Raw genomic sequence first — 22,493 nt, forward strand, 5'->3', positions numbered from 1 at the left:
CATATTTTGGCCAGTGTACTTTGATCAGGAGTGCCGTTCATCTGTGCTGGAAGTGCAAGCCGCTAACAAAAAATCTGTGTATAACTCTCATGACTGATCGTCCACTGTCTCACATTCGCGTCCTTGATTTCGGGCAATACCTGGCCGCACCTCTTGTCGGCATGATGCTTGCCGACATGGGGGCCGAGGTCATCCGGATCGATCAGCCAAATGGCCCCGCCTTTGACAAGCCGGCCTTTCGGATGATCTCGCGCGGAAAGAAAACTCTGACGCTGAATCTGAAAACGGATCAGGGGCGGGAAACCGCGATCGAATTGGCCAAACGCGCCGATGTGGTGATCGAGAACTTCCGACCGGGGATCATGGATCGCCTTGGGTTGGGGCCGGATGCTCTTCGGGCTGCAAATGATCAACTGATATACCTTTCCATGCCCGGGTTTGCGTCTACCGATACGGAACTGGCCGCACTGCCCGCGTGGGAGGCCGTAATCGCCGCCTACGCCGGGCAATTCACCGATATGGGCCTGAACCGGCGGCTGATGGGCATCAACCCGTCCTTCACGCCGCTGACGCTGGCCTCAGCCTATGGCGCAAGCTTCGGGGCCATGGCGGTTCTGTTTGCCCTGAACGCGCGCGCGCGCAACGGTGGGGATCATATCGAAGTCCCTTTGGCCGCCGCTCTGCTGGAAGGTCTGATCTACAATTGCGAGCAGATCGAGGATTACCCGGAGCGCTACAAGTCCCCGCGCGAGGTCGAACTGGATCGGCGCGCAGCCGAAGGCCTGCCGATGAACCTCAAGTTCGATGAGCTGTCCGAATTCCTCGACCCGTTCTATCGCACATATACCTGCGCCGACGGGCGGGGGTTCTATGTCGTCTCGGGCTCAGTTGCCACGCATCCCCGGCGTGTACTGGAGACGTTGGGGCTCAAGGATCTGGCGGATGCGCTGCCCGATTTCTCGGCTTATCTAGACACAAAGGACTGGCCAGCGGAATGGTCGATGCGCAACTACCCCGTCGGCGCCTCTGATCGAGCGCGCGTGTCCTCGGCGATGAAAGAGGCATTTTTGACCCGCCCCGCGCATGAGTGGGAAGAGCTGTTCGGAACCGCCAAAGCCCCTGCCACGGCACAGCGGTTCAGCAAGGAATGGTTAGCCGACTCGCATGCTCTGGCCTCGGGTCTGATTCTGCGAGTCGAAGATGCCGACTACGGAGAGATGCGCCAGATGGGCAACGTGGCCTGGCTGTCCGGGGATGAGGCGGCAGTGGACAAGACCGGCCCGACGGTTGCGAACTTGGACGCGTTGCTGGCCGAAGCCCCACGCGCCAGCGGCACGACAGGCAGTGGTGGTTGGTTGGAAGGTTTGAAGGTTCTGGACCTCACCAATGTTATTGCAGGCCCAACCATCAGCTCAACTCTGGCGCGTTATGGGGCTGAAGTAACGCTGGTGCAGCCGGTTGAGCCCTCGGTCGATCCCTGGAACACGGTTGTTTTTGGCATTCACGCGCAACGGGGCAAGGAGAGCATCCTGCTGAACCTGCGCAGTGACGAAGGTCAAGAAGTTCTAGCCAAGCTCATTGCCGAAGCCGACGTGATCACGGTGAACGGCACGGATGAACAGCGCGACAAGTTGGGGCTTGCACCCGAACAACTTAACGCGCTCAACCCGCGCCTCATCCTGGTTCAACTGGATGCGTTCGGCGGACCGATGCGGGGGCCGAAATCTGATCATCTGGGTTATGACGATCTGGCGCAGGCGGCCACTGGTGTCATGGTGCGATTTGGTGGCGGCATGGATACTCCCGAAGAACACGCACATTTCGGCACCATCGACGTTCTGACCGGTTTCTGCGCCTGCGTGGCATTGGGAGGTGCGCTGTTGCGACTGCGCGAAACCGGAATCGGCGGCGTTGCACGGGCATCTCTGGCGGCGACCGGCAACCTCATTCAGGCACAGTTCATGTATGATTATGACGGCCGTGCGCCCTTTGACGAACCTTCTGGCCGCGAGGCGCTGGGTTGGGGTCCGTTCTACCATTGCTATGAAGCGGCGGATCAGTGGATGTTCTTCGCCGCCCCGACCGAACGGCAAGCCGCCCTTGCCCGTGTCCCCGATCTTGCCGATCTTGCAGAGGCACCATCTGATGATCTGCATGACGCCTTGGCGGAGCGTTTCAGGACGCAGCCCCTTTCTTACTGGCAAAAGGCATTCTCGGTTGGTCAGAGCACGGTTGCCCCGCTCGCATCCCTGCACGAAACACGCGAAAAGGCACTAGAGCTTGAAAGCGCAGGTGGCATCGACCTTTCCGATGCGACCTTCCGCGTTATTCGCCATGATCAACACCCGATGGGGCGCTGGTGTGATCTGGTCGCCCCGAATGCGGTGCGGCCAAAGTCCGGACGGATCAGTATTCCGAGGCCCATGCCGAAATATGGGCAACACACGCGGACCATTCTGGCGCGGCTGGGTTATGCGGGTCAGCAGATCGACAACCTAATCGCTACCGGTGCTGCAGGAACAAGCTGGTCGGAAAAATACCTGCCCGAATAATCTGGCCTAAAGCGGCGTCTCCACGCTGAGCTACTTGCCAATAGAAGGCAATGCCTGATTTCCTCAACTGCCAGTTCTCGGCAATTGGTTATGGATACGTTGTGCCACTTAAATGGTTTCGTTCTTCGGCAAACAGCGCACAGGTATCCCTGCCGCTCAGGTCCAAATCGATAGTCTGTGACCGCTGACAGCTCTGCCAATTGGCATCCACCATCACCAGCGCCGGATCGGCGGCAGGCAAGCTGGTGCTTCTGATCAGATCAGCGGCGCGTTCGGCCAACATCAATGTCGGCACATTGAGGTCCCCGGCCGTGGCCTGTGGCATGACTGAGGCGTCCACAACGCGCAAACCCTCTATACCGTGTACGCGCATCGTGCCCGGATCAATGACGGATTGCGCGTCCCCGCCCATCCGGCAGGTGCCGCAGGGATGATAGGCGCTTTCGACCCTGTCTTTGATGAACTGATCAATCTGGTCATTGCTTGCGCAACCCGGTCCCGGAGCCAACTCCCGCCCGGCGAAAGGGGCCAGGGCGGGTTGCCGGAAAATCTCGCGCGTCAAGTGGACGCAAGCACGCATTTCCTGCCAGTCGTCTTCGTGGCTCATATAGTTGAAACGGACGCGCGGGGCGCCTAGCGGGTCAGATGCATGTAGCCGCACCCTACCCCGGCTTTTCGATCGTTTCGTGCCCACATGCACCTGATACCCGTGGCCCTTGGCCAGCGATTTCCCGTCATACGAAATGGCCAGCGGCAGGAAATGAAACTGAATGTCCGGGTAAAGGATACCGGCGCGGCTGCGGATGTGAGCCCCGGCCTCGAAATGGTTGGTGGCCCCCAAACCATCGCGGCGCAGCAGCCAGCGAAATCCGATCCGGGCTTTTGCCCAAGGGCTCATATACGGGTAGAGCGATACCGGCTGCGTGCATTCCTGCTGCACGTACAACTCCAGATGATCCATCAGGTTGCCGCCGACGCCGGGTAAGTCATGGACAACAGCGATGCCAGCTTGTTGCAGCGTGCCTCCCGGCCCAATGCCCGAGCGCTGCAGGATCGCCGGCGACATGATCGAGCCTGCCGACAGGATCACCTCAGATCCCCGTGCCTGAACAAGCTTTCCCTTGTGGTCATATTCGACGCCGACCGCCTTGCGCCCTTCTGTCAGAATGCGCGTTGTGTGGGCATGGGTCACGACCCGAACGTTGCCCCGCGCCATGGCCGGACGCAGATAAGCGGTGGCGGCACTGCAACGCTCACCGCCGCCCACGTTCATTTCCATCGGACCGAAGCCTTCATGCTGGATGTCATTCATGTTGGCGCTGCGAGCATATCCGGCCTGAACGCCCGCCTCGATGAACGCCTGATAGAGAGGGTTGGTTTCCGACCCCCGGGTCACCTTGATTGGACCACATTGCCCCCGATATGCACTCAGGTCCGAAGCACTTTCCAGTCGCTTGAAATAAGGCAACACATTAGCCCAGTTCCATCCCGTGGCACCGTGATCCGCCCAAAGCTCATAATCCATCGGATTGCCGCGTACGTAGCACATGCCATTGATCGAGCTTGATCCCCCCAGCCCCTTGCCGCGCGGCAAGTTCATGACACGCCCGTCCAGATGCGGCTCGGGTTCGGTCACGAACCCCCAGTTAAAGCGTTTGGTGTTCATCGGGATCGACAGGGCCGATGGCATCCGCACGATCATGGCGTTATCGCTACCTCCGGCCTCGATCACCAGAATACGCTTGCCTGTATCCTCACCCAGCCGGTTCGCCAGCACACAGCCTGCGGACCCTGCGCCAACGATGATATAGTCGTAACGCTCCATCCGGTTCAGCGGATCATCGCCATGAATTTGACAACGGTTTCGGGCTGTTTCCACGTACCCGTGAACCCCTTGGGCAGCAGGAACGCTTGGCCGGGCCCGAACCTGTCAGAGCTGCCATCAGGGTAAATCAACTCGACCGTTCCTGAGATCATGTACATGAACTCGTCATAGGCATAGTCAACAATCTCATCCGTGTAAGGCTCACACCTCCAGGTCCCAACGCGCACCTCATCCGAGGCGCGATCGATCACTAGGTTTTCCCACTCCTGCGGAGAGGCCACCTCGGGCGAGCTCATGACCATCTGGCGAGGGTCAGCCATCAGGGCATGTGTCCCGGCATCGGTCAGGTTGATGGCGCGGATCATTTGGACCTCCGGAATTGTGTTTCGGAACGGCTAGCATTGATTGAACAGTGGTTCAACGAAATATTGAACAGCGGTACAATGATGTCTCTGGCCTTCGGCTCATGCCCCGTCTACTACTGCCTGAAGTCAGGAGATCTCAGCCCGTGTCCCGTTTGTCAGACATTGAAACACGCAAACTTCAGATAATTGAAGCCACCATGGACGTTCTGAATGATCAGGGGTTTTGTGCGCTGAAGATCAGGGATGTGGCGCGTCAGGCGGGTGTTTCTGCCGGGCTGGTCTGCCACTATTACGACACCAAACAGGGGCTGCTGCTGGCGGCGATCCGCCATGCGGTGACGTCCTATGGGGAGCAACTGGACCTGATCGCGGAACAGGACATCTCTCCGCGGAACAAGGTGCTGGCGCTGGTGCGCATGGCGCTGGCGCCCGAGCAATCGAACAAACGGCTGTCGTCGGTGTGGCTGACGCTCTATTGCCTAGCCGGGTCGGACGCGGAGTATCATCAGGAACTGCTGCGCTATCAGCAGCAAAACCTTGTCGTTGTTCGCGCGGCAATCGCGCCGCTTTATTCCGGTGAAGTGGCCGGGCACATTGCGCGCATGATCGTCGCTCTAATTGACGGAGTATGGCTGCAACACGCAACTCGCGTCGAGCCCGTCGACCTGAAAGCGGCCCAGAATCTGGTGGCCACCCTAACAGAGCAGGCGCTGTCAGCGCACCGCTCAGACGGACCTTAGACTGCCCGCGCGACGCGATCGAAGAACCGGGATCGGGAGTTACCCGCTAACCGAGGACAACCTCGTCGCGCCAACCGCGTGTGTGTCACTTTCGGCAAGGCTTTTCCAAGCGTCATATTGCGACAGAAACACCCGGCCGTTCAGAACTTCGGGAAAATGTGTGCGATTCAGCCTGTCCATGACCGGCCCCTTGACCTCGGACAGATGCAGACCAACCCCCATATCAGTCAGCCGGTGGTTTATCGCCTCAAGGCTTTCGAGGGCTGAGAAATCGACCTCGTTCACCGCCGAAAACATCAGCACCACGTTTCGAACCGTGCTGCCTTCGGTCACGCGGCTTTGGATCAATGTCTCCAGAAAACGCGCATTCACGAAATACAGGCTTTCGTCAACCCGCAGCGTCACCAGCGAAGGCACCGTCTCGACCTCATGGCGCAGAATGTTCCGGAAATGCTGGGTTCCGGGGACAAGGCCCACCTCGGCCACATGCGGGCGTGACGTCTTGTAGAGGTGCAACAGAACCGAGATCGCCACACCGGACGCCACCCCAACCTCGACCCCCAACCCCAGAGTCAGCAGAATGGTCACGGTCACAGCGATAAAATCGGCGCGGGAGTAGCCCCAAGTCTTCTTCAGAATGGACAGGTCCACAAGGCTGAGCACTGCGACGATAATAGTCGCAGCCAGCGTGGCCTTGGGCAGGTAGAAGACCAAAGGCGTCAGCGCGACCGCGGCAATGGCCAGACCAATGGCGGTAAAAGCACCCGCCGCTGGCGTTTCCGCCCCGGCGTCGAAATTGACGACCGAGCGGGCAAACCCGCCGGTTACCGGATATCCTCCGGTAAAGGCGGCACCCAGATTTGCGGCCCCAAGACCGATCAATTCCTGGTCCGGATTGATGCGCTGGCGTTTCTTGGCGGCCAGAGTTTGCGCGACCGAGACGCTTTCGACAAAACCAATGATCGAAATCAGGATTGCGGGAACTGCAAGCGCGCTGATCAGGTCCGGGGAAAACCCCGGCAGGGTCAGGGGTGGCAGGCTTTGGGGGACGCTCCCGACGATCTGCACGCCCTTGGCAGCCAGGTCGAGTTGCCAGACGGCAACGGTTGTGGCGACCACCGCTGCGACAGGTCCGGCTTTGGTCAGAATATCGGCTAGCACCGGCGGCACACCCAGCCGGTTCAGAAACGGTCTAAGGTTTTTTCTGACCCAAAACAGAAATCCGGTCGCCAAAGTTCCGATTGCCAAAGTCACCCAGTTGACCTCGGGTAGATGGTCAAAGATCGAACCCAGCATTTCCGGCAGCGTGTGCCCATGTGCGCTGACCCCCAGTATATGCTTGACCTGACTGATCGCGATCAGAATGCCCGATGCGGTAATGAATCCGGCAATCACCGGATGGCTGAGGAAATTGGCCAGAAACCCAAGGCGCAGTACGCCCATGAGTACAAGAAAGCCGCCAGACAAAAAGGCAAGCGTCAGCGCCGCAACCGCATAACCCGCCGTGCCCTGTTCGGCCACCTGCCCGATGGCTGTCGCCGTCAAAAGTGAAACCACCGCCACGGGCCCAACGGCCAGCGCCCGACTTGTGCCAAAAATCGAATACAGAACGATGGGCACGATCGATGCGTAAATCCCCGCCTCGGGAGGCAACCCCGCCAGCAAGGCATAGGCCAGCGATTGCGGGATCAGCATGATCGTCACGATCAATGCCGCAATAAGGTCGTTCGAAAAGGCACCGCGCGTATAGGTTCGGCCCCAGTCCAGAACAGGAACATAGTGGCGGAGGTGTTCGATCATCAAGTCTTTCCGGCATTCTGAGCGGGCAGTGCTGCCGACACCGCCCGCATGTTGCTGCGCTCAAAAACGCAGGCAGTTTCAATTCCTACTCTGGAGAGACCTTCAGCTTCTCGGGCCGCGCCAACCATTCCTTGCCGCGCAGCATGGCCTTCCAGTAAATCGGTGGCAGCAGGCTTTCCTTCAGGAACCATGCCATGCGGCTTGGCTGGGTGCCGTCGATCAGGAAACGCGGAAAACTTGGTTTTAGCGCGCCGCCATAGCCAAATTCGGCCAGAACGATCTTGCCGCGCTCGACCGTCAGCGGGCAGGAACCATACCCGTCATATTGCGCCACGGCCGAACGCCCCGCGATGTCGGCCACGATGTTGCCCGCCACAGTTGGCGCCTGTTTGCGGGCCGCGGCGGCGGTTTTTGCATTGGGCGCATTCATCACGTCACCAAGCGACCAGATATTGTCGTAGGTTTTGTGGCGCAGTGTCGATTGATCCACGTCGACCCAGCCCGCCGCGTCCGCCAGCGGCGAGACACGCACGAAATCGGGTGCAGTCTGGGGCGGGCACACATGGATCATGTCAAACTCGACCTCGACTGTATCCGGGTTACAATCCGGTTTGATCACTTCGAAAACCGCCCTTTTGGCAGGCCCGTCGATCGAAACCAGATTGTGGAAGAAGTTCAGCGTGGCACCGTATTTCTCGACGTAACGTTCCAGCGCCGGAACATAATCCTTGACCCCGAACAGCACGCCGCCCGCGTTCATGAACTGGATGTCGATATCCTTCAGTGCGCCGCTACGAAACCAGGCGTCCCCCGAGAGGTACATGGCCTTCTGCGGCGCCCCGGCGCATTTGATCGGCATCGGTGGCTGTGTAAACAGCGCCCGGCCCTCCTTCATCTCCTGCACCAGTTGCCAGGTGTAGGGCGCAAGGTCATAGCGGTAGTTCGACGTCACCCCATTGCGGCCCAGGGTCTCTTCCAGCCCCTCGACCTTGCCCCAATCCAGTTTCAGACCGGGGCACACGACAAGGCGGTCGTATTTCACCACCCGGCACCCATCCAGAACGACGGCGTTGTTCTGCGGCTCGAACGCCGCGACCGCAGCCTTGATCCAGTGTACACCCTTCGGGATCAGGCTACCCATGGTTTTCGCCGTTGTCTGGGCGTCAAAGATGCCGCCGCCCACCATGGTCCAGCCGGGCTGATAGTAGTGGATGTCAGCGGGGTCGATCACCGCAATGTCCAGATCGGGTTGACGCGACTTCAGGCTGGCAGCGACCGAAATGCCACCTGCACCCGCACCGACAATCACCACCTGGAAATGCGCATCGCCTGTATCCGTCGGCGTTTTGCCACCATTGGCAATACGGCGGGCCACGCCGTTCATGTCATAGCCGGCCGCCTTGGTGGCCAACAGGATCTCGGACATCGGCCGTTTCTTCGCCTCATGAAACGACCACAGCGTGGCCGAGCGCGTGCCGGTCCGGCAATAGGCCAGCACCGGGCGCTGGACGTCCTCCAACGCCTCACCAAACGCCGAAACGTCCTGATCTTTCACCATGCCGGACTGCACCGGGACATAGCGCGCCTCGATCCCCGCAGCCTCGGCTGCGGCGGCAATTTCCTTGAAAGAGGGCTGATCTGCGCCTTCGCCATCCGGCCGGTTGCAGATGATCGCGCGGTACCCTTGTGCCGCAATGGTCTGGACGTCATCAACCGTGATCTGCGGGCTGACCGTGAACTTGGGCGAAATGATACGAAGTTCCATGGCTCTCCTCCCTTTTGCGGCTTACAGGCCGTTGACCGGCACTTTTAGCATCGGGTTGCCGTCAGCGTCGGTCGGCACCTCTCCGGCACGCATGTTGACCTGCAGGGATGGGATGATGAGGTTGGGCATGGCAAGCATGGCGTCCCGTTCGGTGCGGAATCTGACGAATTCCTCCTTCGTCTTGCCGCCGCCAACGTGGATGTTGTGAGCCTTTTCCTCAGCCACGCTGGTTTCCCAGGCGATATCGCGCCCGTTCGGTCCGTAATCGTGGCACATGAACAGCCGGGTCTGGTCAGGCAGGGCCAGAACCTTCTGGATCGAGTCATACAGAACGCCTGCATCCCCGCCCGGAAAATCGGCTCGGGCCGAGCCACCATCGGGCATGAACAAGGTGTCGCCGACAAAGGCCGCGTCGCCCATCACATGTACCATACAGGCCGGGGTGTGACCGGGCGTATACATGGCAAAGGCCTGCATAGTGCCGATCATGTAAGTGTCGCCATCCTCGAACAGCGCATCGAATTGCGACCCGTCGCGCTGAAACTCGGTGCCTTCGTTGAAGACCTTTCCGAACGTATCCTGCACTACGGTGATCTTCGATCCGACCCCGATTTTACCGCCCAGTTTTTCCTGAATATACGGCGCGGCGGAAAGATGATCGGCGTGGACATGGGTTTCGATGATCCACTCCAGCTTCAGTCCTTTTTCCGTTATCACCCGGATCAGCTCATCCGCATGATCAAAGGTGATGCGGCCCGCCGCGTAATCGATATCCATAACGCTGTCGACGATGGCACAGGCGTTCGAACCCGGGTCCTTGACGATATAGCTGATGGTATTCGTGGCCTCGTCGAAGAACGCGAAAACGTCTGGTTTTACGGCCATGTTTACGGGATAGGTCGTCATGTGTTGTCTCCTCCGGGTCGTATTCAGGGTATGGCAACCGTTCCGGTCAGCCGCAGTCGCTGCAGGTTTTCAGGCCGATGATGCGATAGAGCGGGCAGTTCCCCACAAAGGCCGTTAGCATGAAAACCGCTGCGACGATCAACGCCAGCCAGATCAGCGCGCCGGTACCAAGCATGGTTGTTCCAAAGGCTGCATAGGCCAGGGCTGCGGCAATCACGATGCGCAGGGCGCGGTCAATTTTTCCCATATTTGTGGTCATGTCTCACTCCATCGAGAATCGATGGACATTCAATCGCACAGACGGAAGCGGAGCTTTGGTGACTTGATCACCAAAGCCGTGAGATTTCGCAATTCAGAAGGGTTCAGGTGGCACTGGCCGCTTTCACCATATGCTCCAAGCCTTCTCGTTCGGTCAGGCGGACCTCGCCACGGGCCTGCTCGACCCAGCCGCGGCGCTGGAATTCGGACAAGGTGCGCGAGACAACCTCGCGCGCGGTTCCAAGTTCAGTTCCCAGAATGGCGTGGGTTGCGTGCACCACGTTGTCTTCATCCGCAAGCTCCAGCAATCGCGCGGCCAGACGTACATCCATGCGCTGAAAAACGATGTCGTCGATCAATGTGAACAGATCGGTGATCCGCCGGGAATAGGCGGTGAAAACAAACTCGCGGAAAACCGTTGATTTTGCGACCAATCCGTCAAAGGTATTTCGCGGGATGGCCACGGCAGTGATGTCCGTTTCAGCAATCCCGTCGGCCGAATAATCCTCGAACGCCAGCATGCAGGCGGTGGTCAAAACACAGCTTTCACCGGCATGAACCCGGTACAAAAAGACCTCTCGGCCGGTATCCGATTTCTGCTGCACCCGTACGGTGCCGTCCAGCAACAGCAAAAGGTTGTCCGCCGTCTGGCCGGGCGCAAAGACCTGAGTGCCCGCCGGCAGGGAAACGACCTGACTGCCTGCGACAAGCTCTGCCCGAATGTCTTCAGGCAAGCGGCTCAGGCCTTTGAATTTGTCGATCCACGCGTGATCCATGTCTTCCTGCTCATCTATGGTGGCTTGGGACGTTCCACAATAAAACGCATTCGTTAAGGTGAAAGCGTATCCGCTGCCCAATGTAAACCATTCAGGCAAATCCCCGATGGATGGAAAATGTGATTGTATTGTGCCGATAGCACAGATTCAGGGTGGCCGGTAAAACCGCAATTTGGCGCAGCCCTGATTTCGTTCGCGACCATGAATTCTCGTGTTTTTTTCGGGTTCGGGATGCCCTTGGACACTCTTTGAGCGAAACCGAGTGCTGTAATCGAGCGTCCCCGAGCAGAAAACCAAGGATTTCGTCAAACCAGACCAAACCTGATCGCCAAAAGCACCGCCTAAACGCCAGCCGGATTTAGCGGATTTTGTGCCCCTGGCCCACATCTGTGCCCGAATTCACCCGATGTTCGGATTCAAATCGTTTGAGTCCGCCTCTGTCATACTAGTTGGGGCTGAAGTTGCACGCGAGGTCCGAAAGGGTCAGTTTGGATTTGGGTATTGTTCATTCATACAGTTCACGAAGCTAGCCACCTGAAATCAGTAAATATCAGCCAGTTTCCATGCTTCACGGAAGTTTGCGACAAGATTCATGCAAGTCACTCAAGTCTTTCGAGAAACTTGGCAACGACCTCCTCCCACAGGCTCGGCACGTATAGTGCCCAATGTCCGTCTCCGTAGCCCGGAAGCTTGACCAAATGGAGCTGGCTATCGGCACCAAGCGCCTCCATTTCCGCCAGGTTCGCACTGAAGTGTTCAACGCTGTAATGCGAGTCTTGCTCACCATAGACCGATAGGACCGGACCGCCGAATGATCTAATCCGCCTGAACAAGGTTGGGTTGATCGACGGATCACCATGTATTTCGTTCACCCAGCCCCCAACAAAGTTGATCACACCCGCAAAATCCTGCGGGGCTTGTCCGGCTTGCATGATCGCTACCACACCCCCGCGCGACATGCCCGCCAGCAAGGTTTTGCTTGCGTCTACGTCCGGCCTTTGGCGCAGCGCCAACAATGCAGCGTTTGCGTCGGCCAGTGCCCGTTCGGCCCCCGGTAGGGACAGGGCAGAATCTCGGGAATACCCCAGCGATCTGTCCTCGGCGAAGCCTTCATCGTACAATCCATCGGAACCGCCCCGGCCGCGTCTTTGCGGGTACGCAACCAACCAGCCATCCGCATTCAGAACATCCGCAAACCAGTCGTATGACCAGACCCGCCCGAAGTCATTCGGGTTTGTGCCCCGACCGGTTGACCCGTGATGGACAATCGCAAGTGGGAACGGCCCCTCTCCTTCCGGGCGATAAACCACAACAGCGAGCCGGATGTTGCTGCCGTCTTCAACCAACCCTGTCTGCAGGAATTCAAGCTCACCAATCGAAAACCAGTCACCCGCCGGAGAGGCCAACAGTGCTGGCAGGTTTTGGCGCTCGAGGATTGCGAAACCCTTGTCGTCCGCGAATACACCGCGCAAACGCCCCGAAGCCGAAAGCCAATACCGTGCGGGAAAACCGTCATCGGCAAAGATCAGTGTATCACCTTCGATCCTTGCTTTGCGCCGGAACCACCGACCGCGGTTATTCAGGTCATTTCCCACCGCATAAATGACGTCCGCACGGCCGTCATGTCCAAGGTTCTCAACGATAAATATGTGGTTCTTTCGATTGTCAAACTTCCCGACCCACGTCCCCGAGAACGGCAAATCCACCCGCTCGAAAGAAACCGCATCGTCGGGCAGTGGAACATCGCCCACGAACATGGATTCCTGCGCGCCAGACATTTCGGTGAGCAAGATTGAAACGAAGATAAATCGCCCAAAAAAATACAGCATGTCTAAATCCTACGCCGCGCAGTATGGCCGATCCAGAGCTGGTTTCAAAACGCGGCTTCACCAGCAAGCACCGCAGTGGATTGGCTGTCGTTAATATGGTTTAACTTGATCGGATCAAGTTGTTTCAGTACGCAGCAAAGCCCGTGTTCCACCTGAAACAGGTCTGCGCAATGATCACAGCGGCGGGGTGCTGGACTAATTCAGTGTTGCGGCCAGGTCGTCGGCTACGCCGTTCGCGTCGGTCCACTTTGCCCCGCGCACGGCCGAGGAGGCGGTGCTGGAAGGGTTGCGGGCCGGATTTGCAATCTAGCTGGAAACGATGTGTCCACCAGATCACCGACGCTGTGCTGGACCTGATGCATTAGGGATATGAAAAAGGACATAGATCTGCGATCCTCCTGCTGACCCAGTCAGACATGGCCCGTATCCGATCGTAAACCCGATCTGCGGGATTGATGATATTCGACATTTCTACCGGGATGGATTGATGCGCTTTGCAAGAATACTCCTTCTGGTCATTGGGGCCTTGGCCGCAAATGTTGTTGCGACCCGACCGGCTGACGCGTGTTCGGTGTGCATAACGATGCCCGAAGCATCCCTTGCTGATCACTTGCTTTCTGCTGATGCCATCGTGTTGGCCGAACCAGGAGCGGACAACCCGTTTATGTTTGTTCCAAAAGAATTGCTTAAAGGAACGGCACAGGACCTCGCAATATTGCCCGAGATTCCCTTTCTGATTGACAGCGCAACACGGGCCGCCTTTCGGGCCGACCCGCAAAAAGCTGTTCTTTTGACATATGGCGCCACGGACAAAGATGATGCGGGGCGCAGCCTGTCCCGAAAATGGCGCCGAATCTTCATGATTACACCGGAGAGAACACGGTTTCTGAAAGCGCTGGTCTCCGCAGAAAAGGGCTGGCAGCCGGACAATGTCGGCACTGCCGAACGTATCGATTTTTTTGCCACGTATGTCTCTCACGAAGACAGGGTATTGCGGGATACCGCGTTGATTGAAATCGATCGCGCTCCGTATGAGCTTGTTCGATCGTTGCGAATAAAAGTTCCCAAAGATCAACTGCTGCAAGAGTTGCGCGATATCAATCGAGTCGGTTTTGTCCCAGTTTCCATTCGCCTTTTGGGCTTGCAAACAGACGACGCCCTGGCTGTCGCGATTGTTCGGTCACGTTACCCCCGTGCCTTGCGCACAGGCAGCAGCTATTTGTACGAATGGACACTGGCGGGGATAGAAGTGGATGGGTCGAAGGCGGTAGACGCCGCCGACGATGCGCTTGGTACCGGGAACCGGAATCTGGAATATCGGCGCGCTCTTGTTCGTGCTTTGGCGGATGGCGGCACCGCGTCACCAATGCTCCAAGAGCAGATCATCCAGATTTTCTCGCGAGTATTGAAAGACCAAAGCGAGTTGGCGCTGGATATCGTGATTGCTTCGCGTGATTGGGGTGAGACGCGATTGGACGATCAATTCAAAGCGTTATTGGAACAGGAAGACACCGATCCGATAACGCGGTTCGTTATCCAAACCAAGCTCGCGCCACGAGAGTGAATTCGCACCTCAAACTTCACCGACGGCTTGTCGGGACTGAAACTGGCATCAGCAATCGGACAAGTGTAACGGGTTGCCATACACCCAGAACCTTCTGCCCAAGCGGTTTAAGTTTGGCGCCGTGTCTGCCAACCAACCAGACTTAAGCAACCAAACAAGATCGCGGCGACGCAGACTATAGACGGGCCCGCAGGTGTATCGAACACATAAGCAGCCCTCAGCCCCGCAACAGCGGAAAACGCACCGATCACGGCGGCAATCAAAGCCATGGTTTCCGGGGACTTTGCAAGGCTGCGCGCCGCAGCAGCCGGTATGATCAACATCGCCGCGATCAGCAATACTCCCACCACCTTGATCGCCACGGCCACAGTTACAGCCAGAGAAAGCGTCAGGATCAACTGCTCGCGCTTGGGGTCAAAGCCGCTGGCATAGGCCAGTTCTTCGTTCAATGTCGCGGTCAGCAGTTGAGACCACCGCCACGCAATCAGCGCTACGACAAGCGCAGCACCTCCCCAGATCACCACAAGGTCAGAGCGAGAAACCGCAAGAATATCGCCGAAGAGATATGCCATCAGGTCAATGCGAACGCCCGACAGGAACGAAACCGCCACAAGGCCAAAAGCCAGTGCGGAATGGGCTAAGACCCCCAATAGCGTGTCCATCGCATAGCCACGACCGGCCAACAGGGTGACGGTTAGCGCCATGACCATTGCAACAGCCAGTGCCCCGGTGAAGACCGACAATTGAAAGGTCAGCGAAAGGGCGACACCAAGGATTGCTGCGTGGGCTGTTGCGTCTCCGAAATACGCCATCCGGCGCCAGACGACGAAACACCCAAGGGGGGCCGCGGCAAGGGCAACGCCAACACCCGCAAGTGTCGCGCGAGTCATAAAATCATCAAGCATTATTCCGCAGCTTCCTGAGAGTGGTCACAGTTGTCGTGATCGTGGTCATGATCATGCCGATAAAGGGCCAGCGCACCGCCGGTACCGGTTCCGAACAGCGCGCGGTATTCCGGGGCCGAGGCGACAACGGCGGGCGATCCTTCGCAGCACACGTGTCCGTTCAGACATATCACCCGATCCGAGGCACTCATGACCACATGCAATTCGTGGCTGATCATTAGAATGGCACAGCTGGTTTCGCGCCGTACATCTTCGATCTGGCGATAAAACGCAGCTGAACCCGGCTGGTCGAGCCCTTGGGTCGCTTCGTCCAAAAGCAGGATATCCGGCCGATTGATCAGAGCACGGGCCAGCAAAACCCTCTGAAACTGCCCGCCAGATAATTGTGACATCTGGCGCTGCAAAAGATCAGGCACACCAGCCGACTCAAGCGCCTCGGCGCAGCTTTTGCGTGAAACACGGTGGGTCAGACCCATGAAACGTTCAACAGAAATCGGCAGGGTCGGATCAATATGCAGTTTTTGCGGAACATATCCGATCTTCAGACCGGGCTTGCGGGAAACGTTCCCCACGGATGGCTTGGTTGCACCAATGATAGCCCGCAAAAGGCTGGTCTTGCCAGAGCCATTTGGTCCGACAATGGTTACGATCTCTCCCGGTTCAATTGCCAAGTCCACGTGGTGTAGAACGGTGTTTGCGCCATAGCGCACGCTGAGGTTCTCAACGGTAATAAGGGTCATTTCTACGCCTTTTCGGTGCAGTCTGGGCAGAGTCCTTCAGCTTCTACAACCGTTCGTTCAATCTCGAAACCCGCTGCACGCGCTGCCGCACCCAAGACGCCCTTGGACGGGGTCGACTGAGCCTCGGCCACGGCATCGCATTTTCTGCAGATCATGAAGGCCGGAGAATGGGCTGCGCCTGGATTTGAGCAGGCGACAAACGCGTTCAAACGCTCGATCTTGTGCACAAACCCGTTTTGAACAAGAAAGTCGAGGGCCCGGTAAGCCACCGGAGGCTGAGATCCAAATCCTGCGTCGCGCAATCGGTCAAGGATGGAATAGGCCCCAAGCGCCCTATGCTCTTGCAGCAACATCTCCAGAACCTTGCGTCGCACCGGGGTCAGACGAAGCCCTTCCTGTTTGCAGTGGGCTTCCGCCGTGGCCAGCGCGGTCTCAACGCAATGCTCGTGATCATGTTCCTGGAACCCGACCGGGGCCGTCTTGTCGACTGGCAGGGGTTGCGCGTCACTTGTCATGTTATTCCATATCATGTATGCGGCTCGTAACGTTATAAAATCACACAGAGGGTCTGATGTCCAGAAAGCTTCTCCCAGTATCGATCTCGGCTGCACTTGTGGGTGGCACGGCCATAGCGGATGTTCCGAACGTGGCAGTCGATATCGCGCCACTCCATTCGCTGGTGACCCGTGTCATGGATGGTGTTGGAACACCTGACCTGATCATCCAGCCGGGTGCGTCGCCCCACGAATACAACCTGCGCCCCTCGGAAGCCACCGCACTGCAAGAGGCAGACCTGGTGTTCTGGATCGGTGAAGACCTGACACCTTGGCTGGAAGACGCAGTCGGGACTCTCGCCGATGGCGCCACAGTCACATCGTTGCTTGACTCGGACGGCACAGTTCGACTGGATTTCCGCGAAAACGTCTTGTTCGAGGCACATGATCATGACGACCACGGCGACAAGCATGCCGAAGACGGTGAGCATGCGCACGAAGATGAACATGATCACAACGACGACGATCATGATGACGAGCACGCGCATGAAGATGAACATGATCACAATGACCACGCCAAGCACAACGATCATGACCACGAGGACCATGATCACGCAGATCATGCTGACCACGATGGTCACAACGATCACGCACATGGCGACCATGACCCCCATGCCTGGTTATCTCCGGCAAACGCCGAATCCTGGTTGAACGTAATTGCGGCGCAACTATCGGCTGCTGATCCGGACAACGCGGGTGCATATTTTGCAAATGCCGCGGCCGCACGCGAAGAAATGGCGGCACTGTCTGTCGAAGTGGTAGAGACGCTGGAGCCGGTCCGTGGCGGCAGCTTCATCGTGTTCCATGACGCCTACCAGTATTTCGAAGATGCATTCAACTTCCCGGCCTCGGGCGCGATTTCCCTCAGCGACGCATCCGACCCAAGCCCGGCGCGTATCGCCGAAATTCAGGACCGTATCCGCAAAGAGGGTATCGACTGCGTCATGACCGAACCTCAGTTCAACCCCGGGATCGTTGCAACCGTTCTGTCTGGCACCGAAGCCAACACCGGGGTAATGGACCCACTTGGTTCTGATCTTGAGCCCGGTGCGGAACTCTATCCGCAAGTTATCCGCAATATGGCCAATACACTGGCCGAGTGCCTCTAAACCGAATCCCGGCTGAAGTTGGGATTTCGGCCGGGCCAACCACCTCCTACTGCACGCGACGAACCGTATGCCATACTCCAACCGACCGCGCCCCTGCATCATTTCCCAAGGCGCTTTAGGTTTCGTCTCTACCAGCATGTTTTAGCCTGCGTTGTGATCGTGCATTGGACAGCTTGTGTTGTTTTTCCATTTTGTTATGATATCACATTCCGAAAACAGGAGAGAATGGTGATTTCCCAGGACGCACAAGACGTAGACCTTACGAAAGACAGACGGCTACCCGTCACTGTTCTGACAGGCTTTCTGGGTGCCGGGAAAACAACGCTCTTGAACGCGGTACTATCAGAGTCATCTTCCGAGAAAATCGCGGTCATTGTGAATGAATTCGGCGAGGCCGGGCTGGACCATGATTTGATCGAAACCACTGAGGATGAGGTCATCCTGATGCAATCCGGCTGTCTGTGCTGTTCCATTCGGGGGGATCTGGCCGGAACCATCGCAGATTTAATCGATCGGCGGGACGACGGGCTACTTCAGTTTGAACGAATTGTAATCGAAACGACGGGTCTTGCTGACCCCGGCCCCATCCTGCAGACGCTATTGATTGAACCCGAACTGGGGCGCACAACCCGCATGGATGGCTTGGTGACCATCGTCGATGCAGCCAATGGACCCGAGACTCTGGATGCGCAGTTCGAAGCGGTCTCACAGGTCGCGATGGCCGATCTGATCCTGCTCAGCAAAACCGATCTTGTTTCCAAGACGGCGGCGGATACCTTTTCCAAGCGATTGAATACGCTCAACCCCACTGCCCGGGTTGAGTGCCCTATCGCTGGCCAATTCGATCCAAAAAAACTATGGGGGCTGAGCGGCTTGCGCAAGGGTGTAGCTCAGGAAGACGCAATCCTGTGGACGACGCCGAACGCCGACCCCAAGGCAGACTCATTTGCTAACCTGTCCGGGCTGTCCAAGCCCAAGCCGGTGGCGTTTGCACCGACGCCTCATGATATCCGGATCAGTTCCGCCTCGATCATTCTGGATGCGCCAATCAAGGACTCTGTTTTTGACTACTGGCTGGACACCCTGATTGCGCTGAAAGGCCCTGACATTCTGCGCGTGAAAGGCATTGTCTTCCTAGAAGGCATCGAGGTGCCATTCGTGTTTCACGGCGTGCAGAACATCTTCGACCCGCCCATTCCGCTGAACAACTGGATCGGGGATGACCGCCGCTCGCGCATCGTGGTTATTGCCCGTGATCTCAGCCATCCCGAACTGCAGCGTAGCCTCGACATGTTGCGCGCCCATCAATCCAACACCGCAACGCAGGAAAACTTCTGAGCCATGACTGATACCCGTCTTCCCGTCACCGTCCTGTCCGGCTTCCTCGGGGCCGGAAAAACCACGCTGCTGAACCGTGTGCTGAACAACCGCGAAGGCCGGCGCGTTGCCGTGATTGTCAACGACATGTCCGAAGTGAATATCGACGCTGACCTGGTGCGCGCCGAAACCGTGCTGAGCCGCACCGATGAAACGCTGGTCGAGATGTCGAACGGCTGCATCTGCTGCACCCTGCGCGATGACCTGCTGAATGAAGTACGTCGGCTGGCGGCTGAAGGCCGGTTCGACTACCTGCTGATCGAGTCCACGGGCATCTCGGAACCCCTGCCCGTTGCTGCAACCTTTGATTTCCGGGACGAGGATGGCAACAGCCTCTCGGATGTCGCCCGCCTTGACACCATGGTTACGGTCGTTGATGCCGTGAACCTGCTCAAGGACTTCTCCAGCCATGATTTCCTGCATGACCGAGGCGAAACAATGGGCGAAGGCGATGAGCGCACTCTGGTGCACCTACTGACGGATCAGATCGAATTTGCAGACGTGGTCATTCTCAACAAGATTGACGATGCCGGGGCGGAACGAACCGATGCCGCGCGCAAGATTATCCGCAGCCTGAACGCGGACGCCGTTATCTTGGAAACAAACCATTCCGACGTCGACAGCGACGCCATTCTGGACACCGGCTTGTTCGATTTCGAAGCGGCTCATCAGCACCCAATGTGGGCCAAAGAGCTCTACGGTTTCGACGACCATGTTCCAGAAACCGAGGAATACGGTGTTTCGTCCTTTGTCTACCGCGCACGACAGCCGTTTGAGCCCGAGAAAATTCTGGCCATGCTCAACGGCGAATTGCCCGGTGTGATCCGTGCAAAGGGCCATTTCTGGATTGCGACGCGGCCTGAATGGGTGGCTGAGTTCTCCCTCGCGGGCGCCCTGTCGAGCGTTCAACCGATCGGCACCTGGTGGGCGTCCGTGCCGGATAGCCGGTGGCCCGACCACCCATCGGTGCTGGACTACATCAAACAGCATTGGAGCCAGCCATGGGGCGACCGGCGGCAAGAGATCGTCTTCATCGGCGCGGGTATCAATTGGCCGGTGCTGAAGTCCCGGCTCGATTCCTGTTTGCTGTCCAAGAACGATGCACCCGGACCGGACGCCCTTCCAATGGATCTGCCCGACCCGTTCCCGCTCTGGCGCCGGGTGGAGGATGCCGCGTGAACTTTGTCCGAACAGAATTGAAAGATGTGGCGGTGGGTGTCGGTGTTGCAGACACCCCTGAAGGATTGGCAGAAATCGAAATGCCGAGATGCGCCGCGACAATCTGGCGGCGTCAGCCTGATACCGAGTTTCAGGTATGGATCGACGCGCTCGACCCATCACAACTTCCCAGCGCACGGCTCATCCTGCGTCCGGAGGCAATATCAAGTGCCGTGCAACATCTGTGCGACATTGCGGGTATGCAAGACACGACTGAACGCAGCTGGTTCGAAAACGATATCTCTGATTTGGCTGCCCGTTTTGCCAAGATAATGCGCGCGCCTTTTTTGCGCCTGCGTCTGGACGCGATCACCACCAACGCCTGCCGGAAGTTCCACATTGACGCAATCTATGCCCGCCTGATCTGCACCTAGCGGGGCACCGGCACACAATACGGAATTTCGACAGATGGCGCAGACCCAATGCGGGTTTTCACTGTCCCGACCGGCGCGCCGATGATCATGCGCGGTACTCTCTGGCCGCAGGATCCACCCGTCGGTCTGGTGCATCGCTCACCACCGATCGCGGGTACGAGTGAAACGCGCCTTATTCTTGTGCTGGATCCAATTTTTGACATCGACGAGGCCGAATGATGGGCCGCAATCTTGGTAAGACAAACCTCAGGAAACGGCGCCGCCGAGAGGACCCAATGCGCGAATTCGACCGCCTTCCCCCAGTTTTACGCGCGTGGGTGGCGCAAGCCGCCCTGCCCTGGCGTCCACGCTCAGTTCTTCGGGCCTACAACAATGCGCTGGCTCGGACGGGTGACCAAAGACACGCGCTGGAGGAGTTGAGACGCCTTGAGTCTGTGCAGTTAGCGAAAGACACGGTAACAACTGCGGTCATGTGATCACCACCGGATGAGTATGGGGCCTGTCGCCAGTTTACCCTCAGGCGGATCGGGCAAATGGTGCGGCGATGGTCAGTATGTGCTTGATGAATCCTGCGGTTTCCTACCGCGCCAAAGTGATCTTGGCCTTGCCCGGGTGATACATTTATCAATACCGGCAGGTATGCGGCCATTGTCATTGCCACCACAGGGGCACGGATCGTCGATGCCTGCAGGAGCTTTTTGCCCAATGTGTCGTTGCAAATGATTAGCACCCTGGACTTGATGGGCGCCAAACAAATTTGCTGAAATTACCTCTGACGTGACTCCTTTGAATTGACCAATCCAAAGCGGATGTCGTGTCGGAAAGACTGCGGAAACGGTATCATTCTGTTCGCATCTTCATCCCATAGCCGCCACCGCAGGCATTCCAAAGAGTCTTTCACACCAATAGCCGCGCTGTTCCAATCTTCGGCTATCGCTGCGTTACATTCCTTCAGGCGATAGCACGGGATCTTTGCATTGTAGTGATGCAGATCGTGAAACCCAAAATTCAAGAGTACAAAGTCAACAAGAACTCCCAGACGAAGAGAACTTGCGCCATTCAACGCCGCGGCCTGAGCGTTTTTTTCGCCTGTATCCCGCCAATAGGTTTCTTCGAAATTGTGACCAACATAGACGACAAAAATCCCAAAGCTGCCCGCAAAGACGCTCCCAAGGATCAGGGCAAAAAACGCCCACCACCCCAGAAACGTGATCACCAGAAACCAGAACCCAAACATTGCGATATTCTGAAGCAAAACATCCCGAACACTGACTTTCAGCGTATTTCTGGGCCAGCGATACTGCACAAAGTAGATCAGCAGTGGCCCCAGAAGGAACAATGTGATCGGATGCCTGTAGATGCGATAGAACAGTTTTCTGGAAACGGGCGCGGACTCATATTCGCGCAGTGTCATTACAAAAACCTCGTGGACATCCCGGTGTTCCAGATCACCAAGGTGCAGGTGGTGTAGATTGTGATTGTACCTCAGAACACTGTGCGCAATTCCCGAAAAAATAGACAGACCGTTGCCGAGAAGGTCGTTCAGCTTTCGATCCGAGAAATAGCTGTAATGCCCACAATCATGCTGGATTGAGTAAAGCCGCAGAATCCCTGCGCCGAAGAGAAGCGCGCCGCCAATCAGTGCCAACCAGGATCCAGCAAAGACGGCGGGGACACCCAACCCAAGCGCGACGATAATCACACTGATCGCCAAAGCTTTGCAGGCCGACCGATCGTCTGCTCGTGCAAACTCGCGCGGAACTTTGATCGAGTTCATACTTAGTCGCTGGACAAAATCTGCTAATTTGAAAGCACTGTGCCATCAACAACCTGACC

Annotated in this window: 19 protein-coding genes and 1 pseudogene; 8 read left to right on the forward strand and 12 right to left on the reverse strand. The window is 57.5% G+C overall.

The genetic code is table 11. The features are described 5' to 3' along the window. Positions 1–89: 89 nt before the first annotated feature. Positions 90–2,552: a CoA transferase gene (locus ACR0IM_RS17800; RefSeq protein ID WP_480682723.1), complete on the forward strand. Its 2,463-nt coding sequence runs from the start codon at positions 90–92 to the stop codon at positions 2,550–2,552. 88 nt (positions 2,553–2,640) lie between these two features. On the opposite strand, the gene betA is transcribed toward ACR0IM_RS17800, so the two are convergent. Together betA and ACR0IM_RS17810 are read right to left on the reverse strand one after the other, a co-directional pair. Then, a complete protein-coding gene (gene betA, locus ACR0IM_RS17805; protein WP_480682768.1) occupies positions 2,641–4,377 on the reverse strand; it encodes a choline dehydrogenase in 1,737 nt (578 codons plus the stop codon). A 5-nt stretch (positions 4,378–4,382) separates the two neighbouring features. Beyond that, a complete protein-coding gene (locus tag ACR0IM_RS17810) occupies positions 4,383–4,742 on the reverse strand; it encodes a cupin domain-containing protein (RefSeq protein ID WP_480594921.1) in 360 nt (119 codons plus the stop codon). 143 nt (positions 4,743–4,885) lie between these two features. Here ACR0IM_RS17810 and ACR0IM_RS17815 point away from each other — a divergent pair, with 143 nt between their 5' ends. Further along, positions 4,886–5,482, forward strand: coding sequence for a TetR family transcriptional regulator C-terminal domain-containing protein (locus ACR0IM_RS17815; protein ID WP_480682724.1), 597 nt, complete (start codon positions 4,886–4,888; stop codon positions 5,480–5,482). 39 nt (positions 5,483–5,521) lie between these two features. Here the strand turns inward: ACR0IM_RS17815 and ACR0IM_RS17820 are convergent, their stop codons facing one another. From ACR0IM_RS17820 to ACR0IM_RS17845, 6 genes are all read right to left on the reverse strand, one after another. Next, positions 5,522–7,282, reverse strand: coding sequence for a SulP family inorganic anion transporter (locus ACR0IM_RS17820; RefSeq protein WP_480682725.1), 1,761 nt, complete (start codon positions 7,280–7,282; stop codon positions 5,522–5,524). 85 nt (positions 7,283–7,367) lie between these two features. After that, a complete protein-coding gene (locus ACR0IM_RS17825) occupies positions 7,368–9,047 on the reverse strand; it encodes a bifunctional protein tyrosine phosphatase family protein/NAD(P)/FAD-dependent oxidoreductase (protein ID WP_480682726.1) in 1,680 nt (559 codons plus the stop codon). Between the two features lie 21 nt (positions 9,048–9,068). Next, complete coding sequence (locus ACR0IM_RS17830; protein ID WP_480682727.1) at positions 9,069–9,953, reverse strand: MBL fold metallo-hydrolase; 885 nt, start codon at positions 9,951–9,953, stop codon at positions 9,069–9,071. Between the two features lie 46 nt (positions 9,954–9,999). Continuing rightward, positions 10,000–10,212: a YgaP family membrane protein gene (locus tag ACR0IM_RS17835; protein WP_480682728.1), complete on the reverse strand. Its 213-nt coding sequence runs from the start codon at positions 10,210–10,212 to the stop codon at positions 10,000–10,002. Positions 10,213–10,315: 103 nt separating this feature from the next. Continuing rightward, complete coding sequence (locus ACR0IM_RS17840) at positions 10,316–10,987, reverse strand: Crp/Fnr family transcriptional regulator (protein WP_480642641.1); 672 nt, start codon at positions 10,985–10,987, stop codon at positions 10,316–10,318. A 599-nt stretch (positions 10,988–11,586) separates the two neighbouring features. After that, positions 11,587–12,816 (reverse strand): alpha/beta hydrolase family protein, encoded by a 1,230-nt coding sequence (locus ACR0IM_RS17845; protein ID WP_480682729.1) that lies wholly within the window; start codon positions 12,814–12,816, stop codon positions 11,587–11,589. 583 nt (positions 12,817–13,399) lie between these two features. On the opposite strand from ACR0IM_RS17845, the gene ACR0IM_RS17850 reads away from it, so the two are divergent. Then, complete coding sequence (locus tag ACR0IM_RS17850; protein WP_480642639.1) at positions 13,400–14,380, forward strand: hypothetical protein; 981 nt, start codon at positions 13,400–13,402, stop codon at positions 14,378–14,380. A 107-nt stretch (positions 14,381–14,487) separates the two neighbouring features. Here the strand turns inward: ACR0IM_RS17850 and ACR0IM_RS17855 are convergent, their stop codons facing one another. The 3 genes from ACR0IM_RS17855 to ACR0IM_RS17865 are packed head-to-tail and all read right to left on the reverse strand — an operon-like array spanning position 14,488 to position 16,555. After that, complete coding sequence (locus ACR0IM_RS17855; protein WP_480682730.1) at positions 14,488–15,285, reverse strand: iron chelate uptake ABC transporter family permease subunit; 798 nt, start codon at positions 15,283–15,285, stop codon at positions 14,488–14,490. After that, positions 15,285–16,025, reverse strand: a complete 741-nt coding sequence (locus ACR0IM_RS17860; protein ID WP_480682731.1) for a metal ABC transporter ATP-binding protein — start codon at positions 16,023–16,025, stop codon at positions 15,285–15,287. The genes ACR0IM_RS17855 and ACR0IM_RS17860 overlap by 1 nt, the downstream gene beginning before the upstream one ends. A gap of 2 nt (positions 16,026–16,027) precedes the next feature. Next, positions 16,028–16,555 (reverse strand): transcriptional repressor, encoded by a 528-nt coding sequence (locus ACR0IM_RS17865; protein ID WP_480682732.1) that lies wholly within the window; start codon positions 16,553–16,555, stop codon positions 16,028–16,030. Between the two features lie 41 nt (positions 16,556–16,596). On the opposite strand from ACR0IM_RS17865, the gene ACR0IM_RS17870 reads away from it, so the two are divergent. From ACR0IM_RS17870 to ACR0IM_RS17890, 5 genes and pseudogenes are all read left to right on the forward strand, one after another. Next, positions 16,597–17,688, forward strand: coding sequence for a zinc ABC transporter substrate-binding protein (locus tag ACR0IM_RS17870; protein WP_480682733.1), 1,092 nt, complete (start codon positions 16,597–16,599; stop codon positions 17,686–17,688). A 225-nt stretch (positions 17,689–17,913) separates the two neighbouring features. Beyond that, a complete protein-coding gene (locus ACR0IM_RS17875) occupies positions 17,914–19,026 on the forward strand; it encodes a CobW family GTP-binding protein (protein WP_480682734.1) in 1,113 nt (370 codons plus the stop codon). A 3-nt stretch (positions 19,027–19,029) separates the two neighbouring features. Next, positions 19,030–20,244: a GTP-binding protein gene (locus tag ACR0IM_RS17880; RefSeq protein ID WP_480642633.1), complete on the forward strand. Its 1,215-nt coding sequence runs from the start codon at positions 19,030–19,032 to the stop codon at positions 20,242–20,244. A 32-nt stretch (positions 20,245–20,276) separates the two neighbouring features. Continuing rightward, positions 20,277–20,876 (forward strand): annotated as a pseudogene (locus tag ACR0IM_RS17885) (DUF1826 domain-containing protein). Then, positions 20,876–21,133 carry a DUF6525 family protein gene (locus ACR0IM_RS17890; RefSeq protein ID WP_480656767.1) on the forward strand — a complete coding sequence of 86 codons (258 nt, stop codon included), beginning with the start codon at positions 20,876–20,878 and terminating at the stop codon, positions 21,131–21,133. Before ACR0IM_RS17885 ends, ACR0IM_RS17890 begins: the two are co-directional and overlap by 1 nt. 290 nt (positions 21,134–21,423) lie before the next feature. Here ACR0IM_RS17890 and ACR0IM_RS17895 read toward each other — a convergent pair whose 3' ends face one another. After that, positions 21,424–22,434, reverse strand: coding sequence for a fatty acid desaturase (locus ACR0IM_RS17895; protein ID WP_480682735.1), 1,011 nt, complete (start codon positions 22,432–22,434; stop codon positions 21,424–21,426). Positions 22,435–22,493 lie beyond the last annotated feature (59 nt).

The organism is Ruegeria sp. BF6 (assembly GCF_056538665.1).